The 16,320-nt window shown below is 62.4% G+C and carries 14 protein-coding genes; 12 read left to right on the top strand and 2 right to left on the bottom strand.

The features are described from left to right. Nucleotides 1-107: 107 nt before the first annotated feature. Complete coding sequence (locus ACOTSS_RS04780) at nt 108-971, top strand: formylglycine-generating enzyme family protein (RefSeq protein ID WP_448690387.1); 864 nt, start codon at nt 108-110, stop codon at nt 969-971. 90 nt (nt 972-1,061) lie between these two features. Then, entirely contained in the window at nt 1,062-1,994 is a 933-nt protein-coding gene (locus ACOTSS_RS04775) for an SDR family oxidoreductase (RefSeq protein ID WP_448690386.1), read from the top strand. A 25-nt stretch (nt 1,995-2,019) separates the two neighbouring features. Here ACOTSS_RS04775 and ACOTSS_RS04770 read toward each other — a convergent pair whose 3' ends face one another. Continuing rightward, nucleotides 2,020-4,557, bottom strand: coding sequence for an alpha-amylase family protein (locus ACOTSS_RS04770; RefSeq protein ID WP_448690385.1), 2,538 nt, complete (start codon nt 4,555-4,557; stop codon nt 2,020-2,022). Continuing rightward, nucleotides 4,455-6,383, bottom strand: a complete 1,929-nt coding sequence (locus tag ACOTSS_RS04765) for a CRTAC1 family protein (RefSeq protein ID WP_448690384.1) — start codon at nt 6,381-6,383, stop codon at nt 4,455-4,457. The genes ACOTSS_RS04770 and ACOTSS_RS04765 overlap by 103 nt, the downstream gene beginning before the upstream one ends. 633 nt (nt 6,384-7,016) lie before the next feature. Here ACOTSS_RS04765 and ACOTSS_RS04760 point away from each other — a divergent pair. The 10 genes from ACOTSS_RS04760 (at nt 7,017) to ACOTSS_RS04715 (ending at nt 16,189) form a co-directional block, all read left to right on the top strand. Further along, a complete protein-coding gene (locus ACOTSS_RS04760; RefSeq protein ID WP_448690383.1) occupies nt 7,017-7,346 on the top strand; it encodes an ArsR/SmtB family transcription factor in 330 nt (109 codons plus the stop codon). Nucleotides 7,347-7,359: 13 nt separating this feature from the next. After that, entirely contained in the window at nt 7,360-7,788 is a 429-nt protein-coding gene (gene arsC / locus ACOTSS_RS04755) for an arsenate reductase (glutaredoxin) (protein ID WP_448690382.1), read from the top strand. A gap of 9 nt (nt 7,789-7,797) precedes the next feature. Continuing rightward, a complete protein-coding gene (arsB, locus tag ACOTSS_RS04750) occupies nt 7,798-8,865 on the top strand; it encodes an ACR3 family arsenite efflux transporter (protein WP_448690381.1) in 1,068 nt (355 codons plus the stop codon). Nucleotides 8,866-8,870: 5 nt separating this feature from the next. After that, nucleotides 8,871-9,629 carry an arsenical resistance protein ArsH gene (gene arsH, locus ACOTSS_RS04745; RefSeq protein ID WP_448690380.1) on the top strand — a complete coding sequence of 253 codons (759 nt, stop codon included), beginning with the start codon at nt 8,871-8,873 and terminating at the stop codon, nt 9,627-9,629. Nucleotides 9,630-9,949: 320 nt separating this feature from the next. Next, nucleotides 9,950-12,322 (top strand): CHAT domain-containing protein, encoded by a 2,373-nt coding sequence (locus ACOTSS_RS04740; RefSeq protein ID WP_448690379.1) that lies wholly within the window; start codon nt 9,950-9,952, stop codon nt 12,320-12,322. A gap of 179 nt (nt 12,323-12,501) precedes the next feature. Beyond that, nucleotides 12,502-12,720 carry a DUF1153 domain-containing protein gene (locus tag ACOTSS_RS04735; protein WP_448691289.1) on the top strand — a complete coding sequence of 73 codons (219 nt, stop codon included), beginning with the start codon at nt 12,502-12,504 and terminating at the stop codon, nt 12,718-12,720. 568 nt (nt 12,721-13,288) lie between these two features. Further along, nucleotides 13,289-13,669: a hypothetical protein gene (locus ACOTSS_RS04730; RefSeq protein ID WP_448690378.1), complete on the top strand. Its 381-nt coding sequence runs from the start codon at nt 13,289-13,291 to the stop codon at nt 13,667-13,669. 54 nt (nt 13,670-13,723) lie between these two features. Then, the gene (locus ACOTSS_RS04725; protein ID WP_448690377.1) at nt 13,724-14,119 is read left to right on the top strand and encodes a MerR family transcriptional regulator; all 396 of its coding nucleotides are present in this window, start codon (nt 13,724-13,726) and stop codon (nt 14,117-14,119) included. Between the two features lie 279 nt (nt 14,120-14,398). Continuing rightward, nucleotides 14,399-14,818 carry a DUF983 domain-containing protein gene (locus ACOTSS_RS04720; RefSeq protein ID WP_448690376.1) on the top strand — a complete coding sequence of 140 codons (420 nt, stop codon included), beginning with the start codon at nt 14,399-14,401 and terminating at the stop codon, nt 14,816-14,818. A 6-nt stretch (nt 14,819-14,824) separates the two neighbouring features. Then, entirely contained in the window at nt 14,825-16,189 is a 1,365-nt protein-coding gene (locus ACOTSS_RS04715) for an aminotransferase-like domain-containing protein (protein ID WP_448690375.1), read from the top strand. The last annotated feature ends 131 nt before the right edge of the window (nt 16,190-16,320 follow it).

Below are 16,320 nucleotides of genomic sequence, written 5' to 3'. Positions count from 1 at the left end.
CAGCTGCCTGGGCGCTCCTGCCAACAGGCGAGCGACCGGGAGAAGCTGAGCCGCGCATTTGCGCAGCCAGAGCGCCCGGCTATGTGCATATAACGGCTGGATCCTTCATGATGGGCCAGGAGGATGTGTATGCTGGCGAAGGTCCGGTGCGCCGCGTTGCAGTCGATGGCTTCTGGATCGACCGAACCGAGGTGACCAACGCCGACTATGCGCGGTTCGTCGCAGCGACGCACTACGTCACGGTCGCGGAAAGGCCGGTCGATCCCGGCCAGTTTGCCTTACCCGTCGACGCCATCCCGTCCGACATGCTCAAGCCAGGCTCTGCCGTGTTCACCGCTCCAGACCGTCCGTCGAACAATTACGCCGACTGGTGGGAGTATCGCCCGGGTGCGAACTGGCGCAAACCCTTGGGCCCGCAAGGCCCCGATTCCCGACCCGACCGGCCCGTCGTCCATCTCGCTTATGCCGATATGGAAGCTTATGCGCGCTGGCGCGGGGGGCGGCTGCCAAGCGAGGCCGAATGGGAATATGCCGCGCGCGCCGGCGGCGCCAATTACACCGCCCAGCCGAGCGAAGCGAACAGCTGGCAAGGTGTTTTCCCGGTCAAGGATTTTGCAACCGATGGCTTCGGGGGAATCGCTCCGGTCGGATGCTATGCGCCGAACGACTGGGGTCTTTATGATATGATCGGCAATGTCTGGGAAGTGACAAGCGACTTTTACGCTCCCGGTCACGACCCGGACCGGCCCACCCGGAACCCGCGCGGTCCAGCCGAAAGCGACGCCTTCGATCCAGCAAACCCGGGCCTGCCCTCGCGCGTCATGAAGGGCGGCTCTTATCTATGCGCCCCCAATTATTGCCAGCGCTACCGCCCCGCCGCGCGCACCGGACGCGACGCGGGGATGGGAGCGAGCAATGTCGGATTCCGGCTTGTTTATGACAGTGAGAAAGCTGCCAGCCATGCCAATTGACGCCCATGCCACGCCAAAACCCGGCAGCCAGCCATGACTAAAATCTCTCGCCGCTCCCTCCTCGCAGCGGGCGCCGCGGCGCCGCTTGCCATGAGCGAAGCCGCCCGTGCGGCGCCAGCATCTGGGCCCGCGGATCTGGCCGGAACCTCGATCCTGATCACCGGCTGTTCAAGCGGCTTCGGCTATCTTGGCGCGCTACATTACGCGCGTGCTGGTGCCGCCGTCGTGGCGACGATGCGCGACCTGCCGCGCCCCGAAGCCGATCAAATCCGTGCAATCGCCGCGCAGGAAGGGCTTGCGCTCCATATCGCCGAAATCGACGTACTTGACGAACGCAGTGTGGCGCGCGGGGTCGAAGATGCGCAGCGCATTCTCGGCGACGTTCCCGATGTCCTGGTCAATAATGCCGGGATTGCGATCGTCGGCCCGCTCGAGGCGCAGGACATCGCCGCGACGCGGCTGGTCTATGAAACAAATGTCTTTGGCTACCAACGCATGATCCGCGCAATATTGCCGGGTATGCGAAAGCGTCGGCGGGGTCATATCGTCAACATGTCGTCGCAATCGGGACGGCTCGTGTGGCCGGGGCTCGGCCACTACTGCCCCACGAAATTCGCCGTCGAGGCAATGTCGGATACGCTTGCCTATGAGCTTGCCGATCAGGGCGTGAACGTGACCTGCGTCCAGCCCGGCAGCTATCCGACGCGCCTCTGGCAGAATCGCGAGCGGCTGACAAAAGCCTTGAAGGACCGCTCCGACATCGCCCACCTCGAAGGCTATGGCGCGATCAGTACCGAAATGGGGTCAGGTAGCATCCCCCGACCACCCGGCGATACGGCCGAGGTCGTCGAGGCGATAGCCCGCGCCATCGCCGCTCCCGCAGACCACCGCCCGCTCCGCTTGATGCTGGGTCATTGGGGCAGTCCGCAAGCGCCGATCAATGCCGCCAGCCGCGATGTCCATCTCACCTTTTTGGGCAAGAGTCCCTTCGGCGAGGCGGCGCGGCGCGTTCACCGCGGCTAGGCGCCGCGCGCGTCGCCGTTATTCGTCAGCCAACCTTCAGCAGCAACACACCATTGCGGTCGATCGCGACCTGCGAACCCAGCGCCTTGCCGGTCATCAGATCGGTCGCGTCGAGCGCGCGTCCGTCGCGCCCCTCGATTCGCAAGGAAGCTGCGTTCTTGCCGATGTTGAGCGCATTGACGAGCCAACTGCCGTCGGCCTGCCGCACGGCGCGCCATGTGACGCCCTTGTGGGACGTACCATTGTCTTCGACTAGGCGAACGTCGGGTCGTCCAGATTTGGCGGCTTCGAGCGCCGCCTGGCGGAGCGTTTCAAGATCGGCACCCTCGCCCATGGTAATGAGTTTTCCGGCACTCGCGCGCAATCGTGCCGCACGCCGCTCGCCATATTCGTCCATAGACAGGCTCTGCGGTCGATCGACGATGACCGTGCCGCCGCGATCGAGATAGGCCTGGAGCGCGGCGAACTCGGCATCGGTCACATATTCGGTGCGATAAACGACGATCGTATCCCACTGTCGATTGTCCTGCTTCGCAATGATCTTCTGTGTTGCAAAGCCGACCGGGAATCCTTCGAAGAAGAGATTTTCGTATAGAGCGAATTGTTCACTCATATGATCGCGCTTGTTGATGGCCGAGGTTTCGGAATGAAATAGCCGGATCGGGCGACGCTGTTCGCGCAGCGCGATAATTTCCTCGGAATAGCTGTTGAGGTCCATCATCACCTGTGTGACCGCGTTCGCCACCTGCGGCTGCTGGTTGACGGAGCCGACAAATGACCCGGCAAGCGCCGGATCGAAGAAGTTGAGTTCGCCCTCGAGCCGGTCCTCGAACGATCCGTCAGGGTCGCGTGCCCAGAACCAGCCGAGGTTGGCATCCATCCCCTGCAGCGTCGCGAGCCAGTATACGCTGCGCACATATTCGGGGGTCATGTCCATCTTGCGGAACCATGACGTCGACAGGAAATGCGATTCCGAATTGAAGTGCAGCTTGTCGGGCGCGACCGATTCCATGAAGTCATAGGACATGCTGAGCTCTTCCCAGAAATAGGAATAATGCTCTTCCCAGGGCAGCGTTTTGGTGATGCGCAGATCCTTGCCCTCCTGCGCCTTCGCATCATCGCCGATCATCGAGGTGAGCTCGGTGAGCGCCTCGATATCGATGCCGTGCGACCGGGCATTTTCGGTAAACATGTTCGGCATGATTTTGATGCTGGTGTGGGCCTCGGGGTTCGCCTTGCGCAGCTCGCCCTGAATATAGGTGAACCAATCGGTCGCGCGGTCCATGTTGAAACGCGACCAGTCGTACCAGACCGGCGTTCCGCGCGTCGCGGGATCGATCGGAATCGCGATCTCGACGGCCCCGAAATCCTTGAACGAAGCGCCCCAATTGGCATTGAGCCGCTGGATGTCGCCCGCATATTTGCGGTCGAGCCAATCGCGAAACTTCGCAAGGGTGTAGGAGGAGATTGCGTTCATCTCCTGAAAATTCTGGCTCCAATGGCCCTTTTCGGAAAACCAGTGCGGCTCGTTCGACAATATATAGCCGAGCTGCGTCACCTTTTTGCCGCGGGTCAGCTCGCCCGTCTTGCGCGCGATCTTGCCCCAGACGTCGCGCACCAGCGGATTGTCGACATCATAGCCGGTGAAGAGCGAGCGCCCCTTGCGCACCTCGGGCTCGCGCCGTTCGACCCATTCGGGAATGCCCATGTTCCAGTAGATGAGGAAGCCGACATTGGTGTCGGGGATTTCGGTGACATAGCTGAGCCGCTCTTCGTCCCAGCTCCCATCTTCATTCAGCAGGAAAGAATTGATCGCGCGGTCATGATCGACGTCATAAACGCGCTGCCCGCCATGATAAATGGCGCCGAGATGGTCGTTATAGACCCCCTCGTCGGTGAGCGGACGCCCGACCGATTTCGAGAAATAATCGTAAAGAAAGATCGGACGCCCGTTCGAATAATAGGCGTTCTCACCGACCTTGATATTCCGCCAGTCAACCTTGTTGACCGGCCTCCGCACGATCGCGCCCGAGGTCACGCGGTCGAGTTCGGCGATCGCGCGATCGAGCATTTCATTCACCTGCTCGCGCTGGAAATCGGGAATCTCGCGCGCCCAGCGAGCGGCCTCGTCGGCATAGGGCGGGAACTTCGAAAAGGCATATTCGACCGCCTTGGGATTGGCTGCATCCCAATCGGCGAATTTGAGAAATTCTCGCGCGAACCAGATGGTCGTTTCTTCGCGCACGACATCGTGCCCCGCTGCCTTCGCCGATGCCATCCGGCTTTCGAGCGCCGCGATCTTCGTCCGTGCCGACTGCTCAAGGTCGGCGGGGGCAGCGATCGCAGGCGGCGCCGCCGACGCAGCGCCATTAGCCGCGCAGCCGGCCAGCAAGGCACCGCCAAGCAGTGTCGAGCTGGCCCACAATAGCGCAAGGCGGCGCCGGCCCTTGTCCGATTTCATCATTTCCGGTCCCCCACATCGACATAGGTACCGCGCCGCAGCGAAACGGCAGCTGTCTCGCCATTTGTCCAGCGCACCTCCGCGCGCCCGATGGCCTTGCATTGGCCAAGCCCAATGTGGAGTTCCGGGTTGAAACTTTGCGAGAAGGCGGCCGATCCTGCGCCGACGACGCGCTGGTATGTTTGTCCGCACGCCTTGACAGTCAAGCGAGCCCCCGGCGCCTGCGCCATGCCCGATGGTGACTTGCCGACCCGCGCGCCGACAAAATCGCGTCGATCGGCCTTTTGGTTGCGCAGCAGTTGCCAGCGGCCGCGCTCGCTCGAAAAAACAAGATCGAGTGCGCCGTCGGCATCATAGTCGAAAGCTTCGATCGCCCCGCCCGTCGTCCCGACGTCGGGCGAGCGAATGCCGTGCTGGACAGCGCTGTCGAAACGCTTGCCGACCCGGTTCATCAGGAGGATGTGCGTGTTCGCACGCGCCATGTCGCCATAGCGAAGCACGGCGATATCCGACCAGCCGTCATTATCGAAATCGCCGACCGCCGCGCTCGTCGTCTGCTCGTCGATATCGATGCCCATTGCCTTGGTCACATCGACGTAAACCCCGTCCCGGTTTTCGAACAGCTGCGCCGGGAGCGCGGGCTGCGGCTCGATCGGCTCGGAAATATCGACCCCGCGGACGGCTGCAGCGAGCCGCGACTGAACCTGACCCCCGATCCGCCAGGCACCATTTCCGAGGTAACCGATATAGAGTCCGCCTTCGGTCGCCCCGTCGGGCCAGCCTTCGGCCTCACCGGGGGAGATCGAGACATCGCGGCCCGCGTGGCGGTCGGTCACGTCCGCAAGCTTCGTCCGCGCTTTGCCCAGATAAATGTCATAATGCGGATAGGTTCGCTGCAAATTTTCGATCACCAGGTCGCCCGCGACATTCTTGACCTCATGCATGAAGGGTTTGCGAAAGCTGATAAAGGCAAAGGTCCGGCTTTTGGGATCATAGTAGGATTCAAGGTCGAATTGATGTTCGGCACGCGTCAGGAAGAGATCGAGGTCGCCATCATTATCGAAATCGATCTGCGCAACATTCGCGACGTGGCTCGTATTCGCAAGCGCGCCGAGGACCGTCTCGCTCGCATCGGCGAACTTACCCTCGCCGTCACCGCGAAGCGCAACGATGTTTTCGCCGCCGAACAACAGCATGTCCGCATACCCGTCGCCTTCGAAATCGGTCTGCGCGACACGATAGCCGAGCCACTTCGCCTGCGGCAGCGTCGCTGCGAAGTCGAGCTTTTCCTCGGTGACGTTCCGATAGAGATGATTGGCGCCATCGCGCTGATCGGCGGTCGGAAATCCGGTCAGCACCAGATCGAGCAAACCGTCGTTGCCGACGTCGACAAAATTCACCGCGCGCCCGCGCCCCTTTTCGAAATAATCGAAGATGCCGCGCGAAACGACCGTCCGGTTTCGATCGACTCGCAGATGCAGCGGGCGGCGCGGATTGGCACCGTCGCCCCCGCCCTGTGCGATCACGACATCCATGACGCCATCGCGGTCGAAGTCCGCGACCGCAAGTCCATGCAGATCGCCGCCAGCGATGCGTCGGGCGCTGCTGAACTTTCCGTTCCCCTCGTTCCAGTGGATAGCAAGACTTCGGCCATGTTCGGTGATGATCACATCCGGCCGGCCATCCTGATCGACGTCGGCAATGACCGGGCTGTCCCATTTTTGCCGGCGCTCAACATCGAGCGGGATCGCATCATCGACGTCGACAAACATGGCTTTCGCACTTGCACCGATCGATTCCGCCTGGCGCGCCTGCACAGTCGGAACCATCGAAGCCGCCATTGCGGCCAATGTTCCACCAACGATTTTCATGTCCGCCGGAAAAACAGCAAATTTAGGGCATCGCAGCATTGTCACCTCTTCCCGCAAGAGGCTCGACGGCCTCGTTCAAAGGCTCTCTATCAATAACATCATATGTTTGCAATTTTCATATGAGTGATTCCACAAAGACCGGTTCCACGTGCAATGCGGCTTCCGCTGGGCACAACGTCAAAGGCGCGGACATGTGCGGGTATGACACGCGTTTCAGCCCGCGCCTCTCGGCGCTCTATCGCCTCGCCCGTGGACGATCCGCGCTTCACTCGGCGAGGGCTTCTACCCGAGCCACTAGACCGCTCGCTCGACGTCGGCACGAAAAGTACCGGCATCCGCCCGGCCGAGAGCTGGCCTACGACGCTTCGCCGATACGCCGAATCCGACGAACATATACTCGCGGAGCAGAAATGACCGCGGACCTCAATCACCTCGCCTCCGGCATCAACGCCGTGGACCTGAAACTCCAACTTCGCGATATCCAGCCCGATCGTCGTAATCCTCTCGATCGTACCCCTCCCTTCAGCTTATCTCGCGGATCATACAGCGGGGAGGTGGAGAGCCGTCCAGTCATCACTTGAAGACGGTCCGTTTTTAGCCGACGATCGGCACAAGCGGACACTCGGCCTAATTCATCGGCTATTTACGATAGGAATTGACGCGCGCCAACACATCGGATAATCCCGATTAATGAACATCGATTCCGCGCTTCCCGCTCTCGCCGCTCTCGCCCATCCCACGCGCCTCGAAGCCTTCCGCTTGCTCGTCCGGCATGAGCCGGACGGCCTGTCGACCGGCGAACTTGTTGACGCTTCGGGTCTCACGCAGAGCACCTTCTCGACGCATCTCGCTGTGTTGGCCAAAGCTGGTCTCGTAAAATCCGAGAAGCAAGGCCGGCAGCAGATACAGCGAGCCGATATCGACACGCTCCGAGAACTGATGCTCTTCCTTGCGAAGGACTGTTGCCAAGGCCGCCCCGAGTTATGCGAGCCGCTGCTCGCCGAACTCACCTGCTGCTGAAGGAACCGGCCCCGTGATCGATATCATCATCTACCACAATCCCGACTGCGGCACGTCGCGCAACACGCTCGCACTGATCCGCAATGCCGGGATCGAACCGCATGTCGTCGAATATCTGAAGACACCGCCGTCACGCGCGCTGCTCGAAGAGCTGATCCAGCGCGCCGGGATAAGCCCGCGCGACCTGCTTCGCGAGAAGGGTACGCCATACGCAGAACTGGGGCTCGGCGACGAGAGCCTCGACGATAGCGCGCTCATCGACGCGATGATGGTGCATCCGGTCCTCATCAACCGTCCGCTCGTCGTGTCGCCTCTCGGGGTCAAGCTCTGCCGCCCGTCCGAAGCTGTGCTCGACATTCTTCCGGCACGCCAGCTTGGCGCCTTCGCCAAGGAGGACGGTGAGCGGATCATCGATGCCGTCGGCAATCGCGTTCGGGCCTAGGAGATCGACATGACCGCCGCAGCAAAGCGCGAACGCCTGTCGTTCCTCGACCGCTATCTGACGCTCTGGATCTTCCTCGCGATGGCGATCGGCGTCCTTTTGGGGTCAACCTTCAAGGGTCTGCCCGCCGCGATCGATGCCATGTCTGTCGGAACGACGAACATCCCGATTGCGATCGGCCTCATCCTGATGATGTATCCGCCCCTGGCGCGCGTTCGCTATGTCGAACTCCCGCGGGTGTTCGAGGACAAGCGCGTCCTCGCAATCTCGCTGATCCAGAACTGGGTCATCGGGCCGGTGCTGATGTTCGCGCTCGCGATCATTTTCCTCTCGGACAAGCCCGAATATATGACGGGCCTGATCCTGATCGGCCTCGCGCGCTGCATCGCTATGGTGATCGTCTGGAACCAGCTTGCGAAGGGCGACAATCAATATGTCGCGGCGCTCGTCGCCTTCAACTCGATCTTCCAGATCCTCTTCTTCAGCGTCTACGCCTGGTTCTTCCTGACCGTGCTGCCGCCGCTTTTCGGGCTCGAAGGCAGCGTGATCGACGTGAGTTTCTGGACCATCGCCGAGGCGGTACTCATCTATCTCGGCATCCCCTTTCTCGCAGGCTATCTCACGCGTCGCGTTCTCGCGAAGGCAAAGGGTGACGAGTGGTATGAGACGTGCTTCCTGCCGAAGATCGGCCCGGTCACGCTGGTCGCGCTGCTGTTCACGATCGTCGCGATGTTCAGTCTCAAGGGCGGCGAGATCCTGACCATCCCGGGCGACGTGTTCCGGATCGCAATCCCGCTCACCATCTATTTCGTCGTCCAGTTCCTCATCAGCTTCTGGATGGGAAAACTCATCGGGGCGGACCATGCGCGCACGACCGCGGTCGCCTTCACTGCGGCGGGCAATAATTTTGAGCTCGCGATCGCGGTCGCGATCGCCGCCTTCGGGCTCGCCTCCCCCGTGGCCTTTGCGGCCGTCATCGGCCCGCTGGTCGAAGTGCCCGTCCTCATTCTGCTTGTCGGGGTTGCCTTCCGCCTCGGACGCCGCTGGTTCCCCAATACCGTTTCTTCACAAGCCTGAGTATCATGACAGAACTGACCTATACGCGCCTCCGCTCGCTGGCCGATCCCGACCACCTCCCCGCCCTGAATGCAGAGTATATCTGCACGCAGCCGGCGCTCGGCCTCGGACCGCTCGATCCCGCGCCGCGCATCCTGCTACTCTACGGATCCTTGCGCGAACGCTCCTATTCGCGGCTGGTCGTCGAGGAGACCGCGCGGCTGCTCCAGCTCTTCGGATGCGAGACGCGCATCTTCGATCCGTCGGACCTTCCGCTTCCCGACCTGATCGCCGACGACGACCATCCTGCCGTAGAGGAACTTCGCCAGCATTCGCTCTGGTCCGAAGGTCAGGTCTGGTGCAGCCCCGAACGCCACGGTCAGATCACCGGCATCATGAAGGCGCAGGTCGATCATCTGCCACTTGCCTATAAGGGTATGCGCCCGACGCAGGGCCGCACGCTCGCAGTGATGCAGGTGTCGGCCGGATCGCAATCGTTCAACAGCGTCAACACGCTGCGCATACTCGGGCGCTGGATGCGGATGATCACCATCCCCAACCAGTCGAGCGTTGCAAAGGCATATGCGGAGTTCGACGAGGCCGGTCGGATGCTGCCGTCGAGCTATTATGACCGCATTGTCGATGTCGCCGAAGAACTGGTGCGCTTCACCGTGCTGACGCGCGGCCATGCCGACCAGCTCGTCGACCGGTATTCAGAACGCAAAGATCGCAAACAGCCCATCGTGACGCCTGCGGAACTGGCGGAACTGCCCGGGACTAGATGATCGGATTTGGCCGCGAGCTGGCTGTCTGCTGTTGGGCTTCGTATCCGATAGCGGCCGTTCATTCGCCGCGGGAAGGAAAAAAACGCCCGCCCGGGTTGGACCGAGCGGACGCCAGATGAAGAAGTCGTCCTCTCATGAGGTCGAGCTCTCGTGGGTCACGGGGCGCTGGTTGGGCAAACTTACAGGCTGCGATTGGATAGAAACGCCAATTCGGCCATCGGCATGTTGCCGCCCCCGCGATCGGCGGCTAGCTCAGTACAGACCAGCGGGGGCGGATGGCGATGCGCAGATTTTTCGGACAGCTTGCCGCGATCGCCTGCGTGATCGCCCCTGCCTGCGTGCCGCCCGCCCAGGCGCAGTCGCCCCAACCCTACGATGACGCCCGAAAAGCCGATTTCGACAAGCGCATGGCGGACATCAGGAAACGCCAGAGCGCGCTACCCTATAGCGACAAGGCCGCGCGTATCGCGCTGCTCACCGAACGCGCCAAGCTCATTTCTGAATATCATGGTGAAGACAGCGTCGCCCATGCCGACGCCCTCCAGCTTCTAGCTTTCGAATATTATTCGGAGAAGCGCTGGGCCGAGGATGCCGTTCTTCGCGCGCAGGCTCTCGACATTCGTCGCAAGCTCCAGGGCGACCGCTCGAGCGATACGCTCTATGCCGTACGCGCCCTCGCCGACTCGCTGGCAGAAGACGGCCAAAAGCCGGAGGCGACAAGAATTTTGGCCGACGTGCTTGGAGCCTGGCTGGGCAGCGCCAACCTGACCGACGCAGCCGAACGCACGGTACCGCGCGGACGCACGGTCGAAGGCAAGGCGCTCGGCATGGCGGCGGCCGCGCATGCCAAACTCGCGCTCGAAAGCGGCGATGCGACATCGGCACTGGCGTCGGCTCGCATCGCTGCGGCGTCTTCCCTTGCCTATCGGCGCGGCTTCGGCGTTGGTGTGCTCGACGAACAGATGGTCGAGCTCGCCGAGAGGGATCCGTCCACCCACACGGGCGAAGAAACATTTGCCGAATGGTCGCGTCTCTACGCCGACGCCCTTTGGGAAGCCCGCGAAACAAGCCGCTCTGCCAAGGCTGACGCGCTCCTGGTCTTGCAGGATATCATGTCAGGCCGGACCTCGCGCGCGCTGGCGCGATCGGCAGCGACGCGCGCCGCCGCTGCATCGGGCGCCGCCGGACTCGCAGTTGAGCGCGATGCCAAGGCCGCCGAACTCGGCGCCCTCTTCGCCAGAAGCGAAAGCGTAAAAACAGGCAGCGATGCCGATCGCGCGCTCTGGCAGGAGATCGGCACGGCCAATTCAGCGCTCGAAGCGATCGATGCGCGGTTAACCGCTGCAACGCCGGGCTATTTCGAACTGGTGAAACCAGCGCTGCTCGACGAGGCGTCCGCCAAGGGCTTGCTCGCCGCCGACGAAGCCTTCTTGATGATCGTGCCCACGGCACGCGGCACGCACAGTCTTGTCGTGACGCGCGAAGGAATCGACTGGCACCGCTCCGCCATGACCGAAGCGGAGCTGGCAAGCGATGTGCGCCGGCTGCTCTGGGATGTCGGCGCGAGTATAGACGTGACGCCCGAAGAAGATGAGCGTTGGTCTGCCGAAGGCGAAGGCGACTTCCCGTTCGATCGCGGCACGGCCTTCCGTCTCTATGAGGAGCTGATAGCTCCCGTCGCCAAGGCCCTCGCCGGCAAGCGGCATCTGTTCACGTCCGCGACGGGTTCGATCTCGTCCCTGCCCCTCGGCATCCTCGTTACCGAAACGCCCGCAGGCGTTGACGGCGACCCGGCCACATTGCGCGCTACGCCTTGGTTCGCGGATAAAATAGCGATCGCCCAGCTTCCCTCGCTCCAGTCGCTTCAACTTCTCAGGGCGGTGGCGGGCCGCTACGGAGCCGACGCGGCAAGCGGCATGATCGGCTTCGGCGACCCGTTACTCGAGGGCAATGCGGAAACGCGCGGCGTCGAAGGTCGAACCCGTCTTGCGCGCGGCGGTAACACGCCGCTGGCGAGCAATATCTGGCGCGCCTCGAGCGGCGAAACCCAGCTTGCCGATCCGGCGGCGCTCCGCAGGCTGGCCCGGCTTCCGGGAACCGCGAAGGAGCTGAAAGCGATGGAGGCGCTCGTCGGCCCCGACAAGGCAAAGTTGTTCCTGGCAGGCGAAGCGACGGAATCAAAGCTGAAGGCCGCCGACCTTGCGTCCGCCTCGGTTCTGTTTCTCGCGACGCATGGCCTCGTCGCGGGCGAGGCCGGCGACATCGGCGAACCCGGCCTCGTCTTCACGCCGCCCGCAGCGGCCAGCCCAGCCGATGATGGTTTGCTGACCGCGAGCGAAGTCGCGGCACTGCGCATCAACGCGGGGTGGGTCATCCTGTCGGCCTGCAACACAGCGGCCGGCGACGGCCGCGCCGGCGCGCCCGGCCTGTCCGGCCTTGCCCGCGCCTTCTTCTTTGCCGGGTCCGAGAGCCTGCTCGCCTCGCACTGGCCGGTCCGTGACGATGTCGCGGCCGTACTCACCGTGCGCTTGTTCGAGATTTTGCAAAGCGAACCAAAACTGTCGCGCGCCGAAGCCCTGCAGCGGGTCGAGCGCGAAATCCGCAACGACGCGCGCGACGATCTCTATCTCAAGAGCTGGTCGCACCCGAGCGCCTGGGCGCCCTTTTCGCTGATCGGCGATGTCGGTCGCTGATCTGCTCGCGACCAACCGTTCGCCGCATCTGCCGCCATTTGGCAAGATTTCATTAACCTCGTCCGCGCATTGTTCGTGCGGGGGGCACAGCAAGCGGCTTCAGCCGCGCGAATGGAGAGTTCGCGGTGCTCGAACTGGAAACAAGACCGGTATCGGTCGCCGGGCCGCTCGGCCCGCTCATGATGGCCGACCTTCCGTCGTCATCGACGACCTATTGGGTCGCCAGGCGCAAGGCCGAGGTTCTCGCGGCGATCGACGGCGGTCTGCTCGGGCTCGAAGACGCCTGCCGCAAATACCGGCTCAGCGAGGAAGAACTCGATGGCTGGCGGCGCACGCTTGATCGCGCCGGTATTCCGGGACTCCGGGTCACGAAGATGCGACAATATCGACGGCGATGAGATTTACCGAAAGTACCGCGCGTCCCCCACAATTGCGCGCGGTGCCACGAGGGCGGCGCGAGCAGACTGGTCCCTCTCGCGCCGTCCTTTCCCATCCGCCCGGCATCAGACCGAGACAAGGCGACCGGCACTGCTGCCTATGGCCGTTTGCGCTCGGTCTGCTTTGGGGAGGGATTCTTCGAAAGCGGCGGTTGACTTATTGCGAATGAAAAAATGTTCGATAGAGCCAGCCATGCTAGGAATTTGTCGCTCATGCTGAGCTATGAATATCGAAAAAGCGTCGTGGCCAAATTTTAAAAGGAGAGCGTCCGATGGCCGAAGATCACTGCGGCCTACCGGTCCTTGCTTTTGCCGATGCGGCAGCCTTGGAGCGCTGGCTTGAGGCGCAGCCTGCAAGCTCTCCTGGGCTCTGGATCAAGTTCGCCAAGGCGGGATCGGGCATCGCCAGCGTGACGAAGCGCGAGGCAATCGACGCTGCGCTCTGCCACGGCTGGATCGATGGGCGGCTCGACAAGTACGACGATAAACACTGGCTTGTCCGCTTCACACCGCGCAAGGCGGGCAGCAAGTGGTCTCAGGTACCGGCCGACGCACGACTCCGCGCACGCCGCGTCACACCGCCGGACTCGTCGGCATGTGGGAAGAGCATGGCAAGGGACGCATCGGGATCGAAGCCTATTACACCGGTCGCCAGCAGCTTGACGACAATCCCTATCGCACGCGCAGCCGGCCCTATTTCGAGCTGGGTGCTCTAGGGGAAATCACCCTCGGCAAGGTCAGCTTGTTCGTGAACGCCGAGAATATCTTGAACATTCGCCAGACGAAATATGATCCGATCTTGCTGCCACAGCGCGCGCCTGACGGCAGCTGGACCACCGACGCTTGGGCCCCGACTGACGGCTTTGTCGTCAACGGCGGGGTTCGCTTCAAATTCGGCGGCGACCATTGAGCCGATCGCCGCCGACTCTTATACGGACCTTGCACGAACTATAAGGTTGGCATCATGCGTATCGGCGAGCTTGCTAGGATCACGAAAACGAAGACGGAGACCATCCGCTTCTACGAAAGGGAAGGCCTTCTCCCGCAAGCATCGCGGACCGCATCCAATTACCGCAGCTATGGCTGCGAGCATGGCCAGCGCCTGTCGTTTATACGGCGCGCACGCGACTTGGGCTTCCGGCTCGACGATGTCCGCGAATTGCTGACGCTTGCCGACGACAAATCGCGCCCCTGCGGCGCGGTCGACGAAATCACGACACGGCATCTTGAGGAAATCGACGCAAAGATCGCAGATCTCGGCAAGATGCGCGCGGAGCTCAGCCGAATGCTGACGACGTGCAAGCAGGACACGATCGGCGATTGCCGGATCATTGAGACGCTGGGTCCCGACTTGGCCTAGGCTGGCCGGAAGCGGACCGACCGCTTTCCATTCCTGTCCCAACATAGCGGCCCCTGGTTCGTCGCACCCATTTTGGCATCCTTAACTGCTACCCTTCTGCCGGGGAAAAAGGGGCTCTCAGTGATCTGAATCGGTACACTGTTATTGACGGATGATTGGGATGTGCTGCGACCACGCCCTCCAGCCATGCGCATTTACGAATGAGATGCCTCGCGACTGGACGTTTCACGAGTGCAACTTATGTATGGTTTATTGCATGGCTATATATAGGCATTTTATATGGCGCACGAACTTGAGGCTCGCGAAAAATGGGGCTGGATATATAAATCCGGCCTCCACGGCCTCTGCCCACGCTGCGGAAAAGGCAAAATGTTCAAGCGCTGGCTGAAGGTCGAGCATCAATGCCCCAACTGCGGTTTGGACTATGATTTTGCGACGCCCGACGATGGACCGGCATTCTTTTCGTTATGCTTCATCGCTTTCCCGCTGATCTTTCTGGTGGTGTGGTTCGAGGTGGCGTTTAGCCCGCCGTGGTGGATGCACGCTCTTGTCTCGGTGCCGCTCATGATCATCCCTTGCGTGCTCGCGCTGCATCCGATCAAGGGATGGCTGGTCGCATCGCAATATGTGAACAAGGCGCAGGAAGCGGGCACGGGCGCGCTATGGGACAAGCTCAATGCGCGTGCGAAAGAGGAGTGACCAAGCGTGATCAAGAAGGATTGGATACCCAATCTCGGTCGCACTGGCGGCCCCAAATATCTGGCGATCGCCGACGCGGTGTCCGCGGCGATCGAAGCGGGCGAACTGCGCGCCGGTGACCGCTTGCCGCCGCAGCGCGATCTCGCCGCCCGTCTCGGCGTCGATCTCACGACCGTCACCAAGGCTTATGACCGGGCGCGAAGCCGCGGGCTGATCGTGGCACGCGGACGCGCCGGAAGCTTCGTCCTGCCGCAGGACATGATTGCTGCGGGGCCACCTCCGCGCGATACGGGCATGAACATGCCGCCCGAAGTCGAGGGCGGGTCGCTGCTCGCATCGTGGGAACGAACGACCAGTGCCCTGCTGAGCGCGCCCGGAGCGGGCGGCCGTCTCCATTACGCTCCCGCGGGCGGGTGCGAAGCCGACCGGATCGCAGGCACAAGGATTTTTGAACGAATCGGCTTGGCCAGCCATCCCGACGAGGTGGTCGTGACCGCGGGTTCGCAAAATGCCCTGCACGCCATTATCGGCGCGACACTGAAGCCCGGCGACACGGTTGCCTGCGGACCTTATGTCTACCCGGGCTTCCTCGCGCTCGCCCGAAAGGCCGGGCTGAAGCTCGCGCCCATGGCCCGCATCGAAGCGGCGGAACTCGAAGCCCTTTGCCGAAAAGGGAAGATTGCCGCACTTTACCTCGTGCCGACGAACGACAATCCGACCACGACGACGCTGAAGGCAGACGAACGCGCGGCGATCGCCGAGGTCGCGCGCCGGTACGGCGTTCAGATCATCGAGGACGATGCCTATGCCTTGCTGGACGAGGGGCCGTTGGCGCCTCTGTCCAGCCTTGTGCCGGAACTTGGCTGGTACGTCGCCACCAGTTCGAAAATCATCTCGCCCGCGCTACGCGTCGCCCATGTCCGTGCCCCCTCGCTGCGTCAGTCGATGGCCTTGGCCGCACAGGTGCACGACAACAATGTGATGGCCCCACCGCTAAACGCGGCGCTTTTGACCTGCTGGGTCGAGGATGGACGCTATGACCGGCTGGTCGCCGAAACGCGCGCCGAGTCCATGCGGCGCCAGGCGATCGCGGCAGAGATTCTGCTGCGCGCGAGCTACGCCGCCCACCCTTGCGGCTACCATCTTTGGGTCCCGCTTGGCGCCGACGGCAACGCGGCGCAGATCAGCAGCGCGCTCGCCGGCGCCGGCATGACCGCAATACCGGCCGACAGCTTTTCACCCGGCGAAACAAGGGCGCCCGCCTTACGCGTATCGCTTGGCGGAGCGATCGACGTATCGGGCGTGCGGCGCGGGCTGACGATGCTCTCCATATTTCTGTCGTCCGCCGGATCAATGCCGGGGGTAATCTGATCCGGATGCCGCATGAAATGGCCGATTGCGGTCTGGCCGCTGTCCGGCGCAAATATATTTAAGCGGACATCCCACGGGCAGTCACGACTGGGCGGCGGGCTCGCATGCCGAAGAGCACCCGAGAGCAACGG

It is taken from the genome of Sphingopyxis sp. NJF-3, from assembly GCF_053514865.1.
This window is presented reverse-complemented; position numbering and strand designations above follow the sequence as displayed.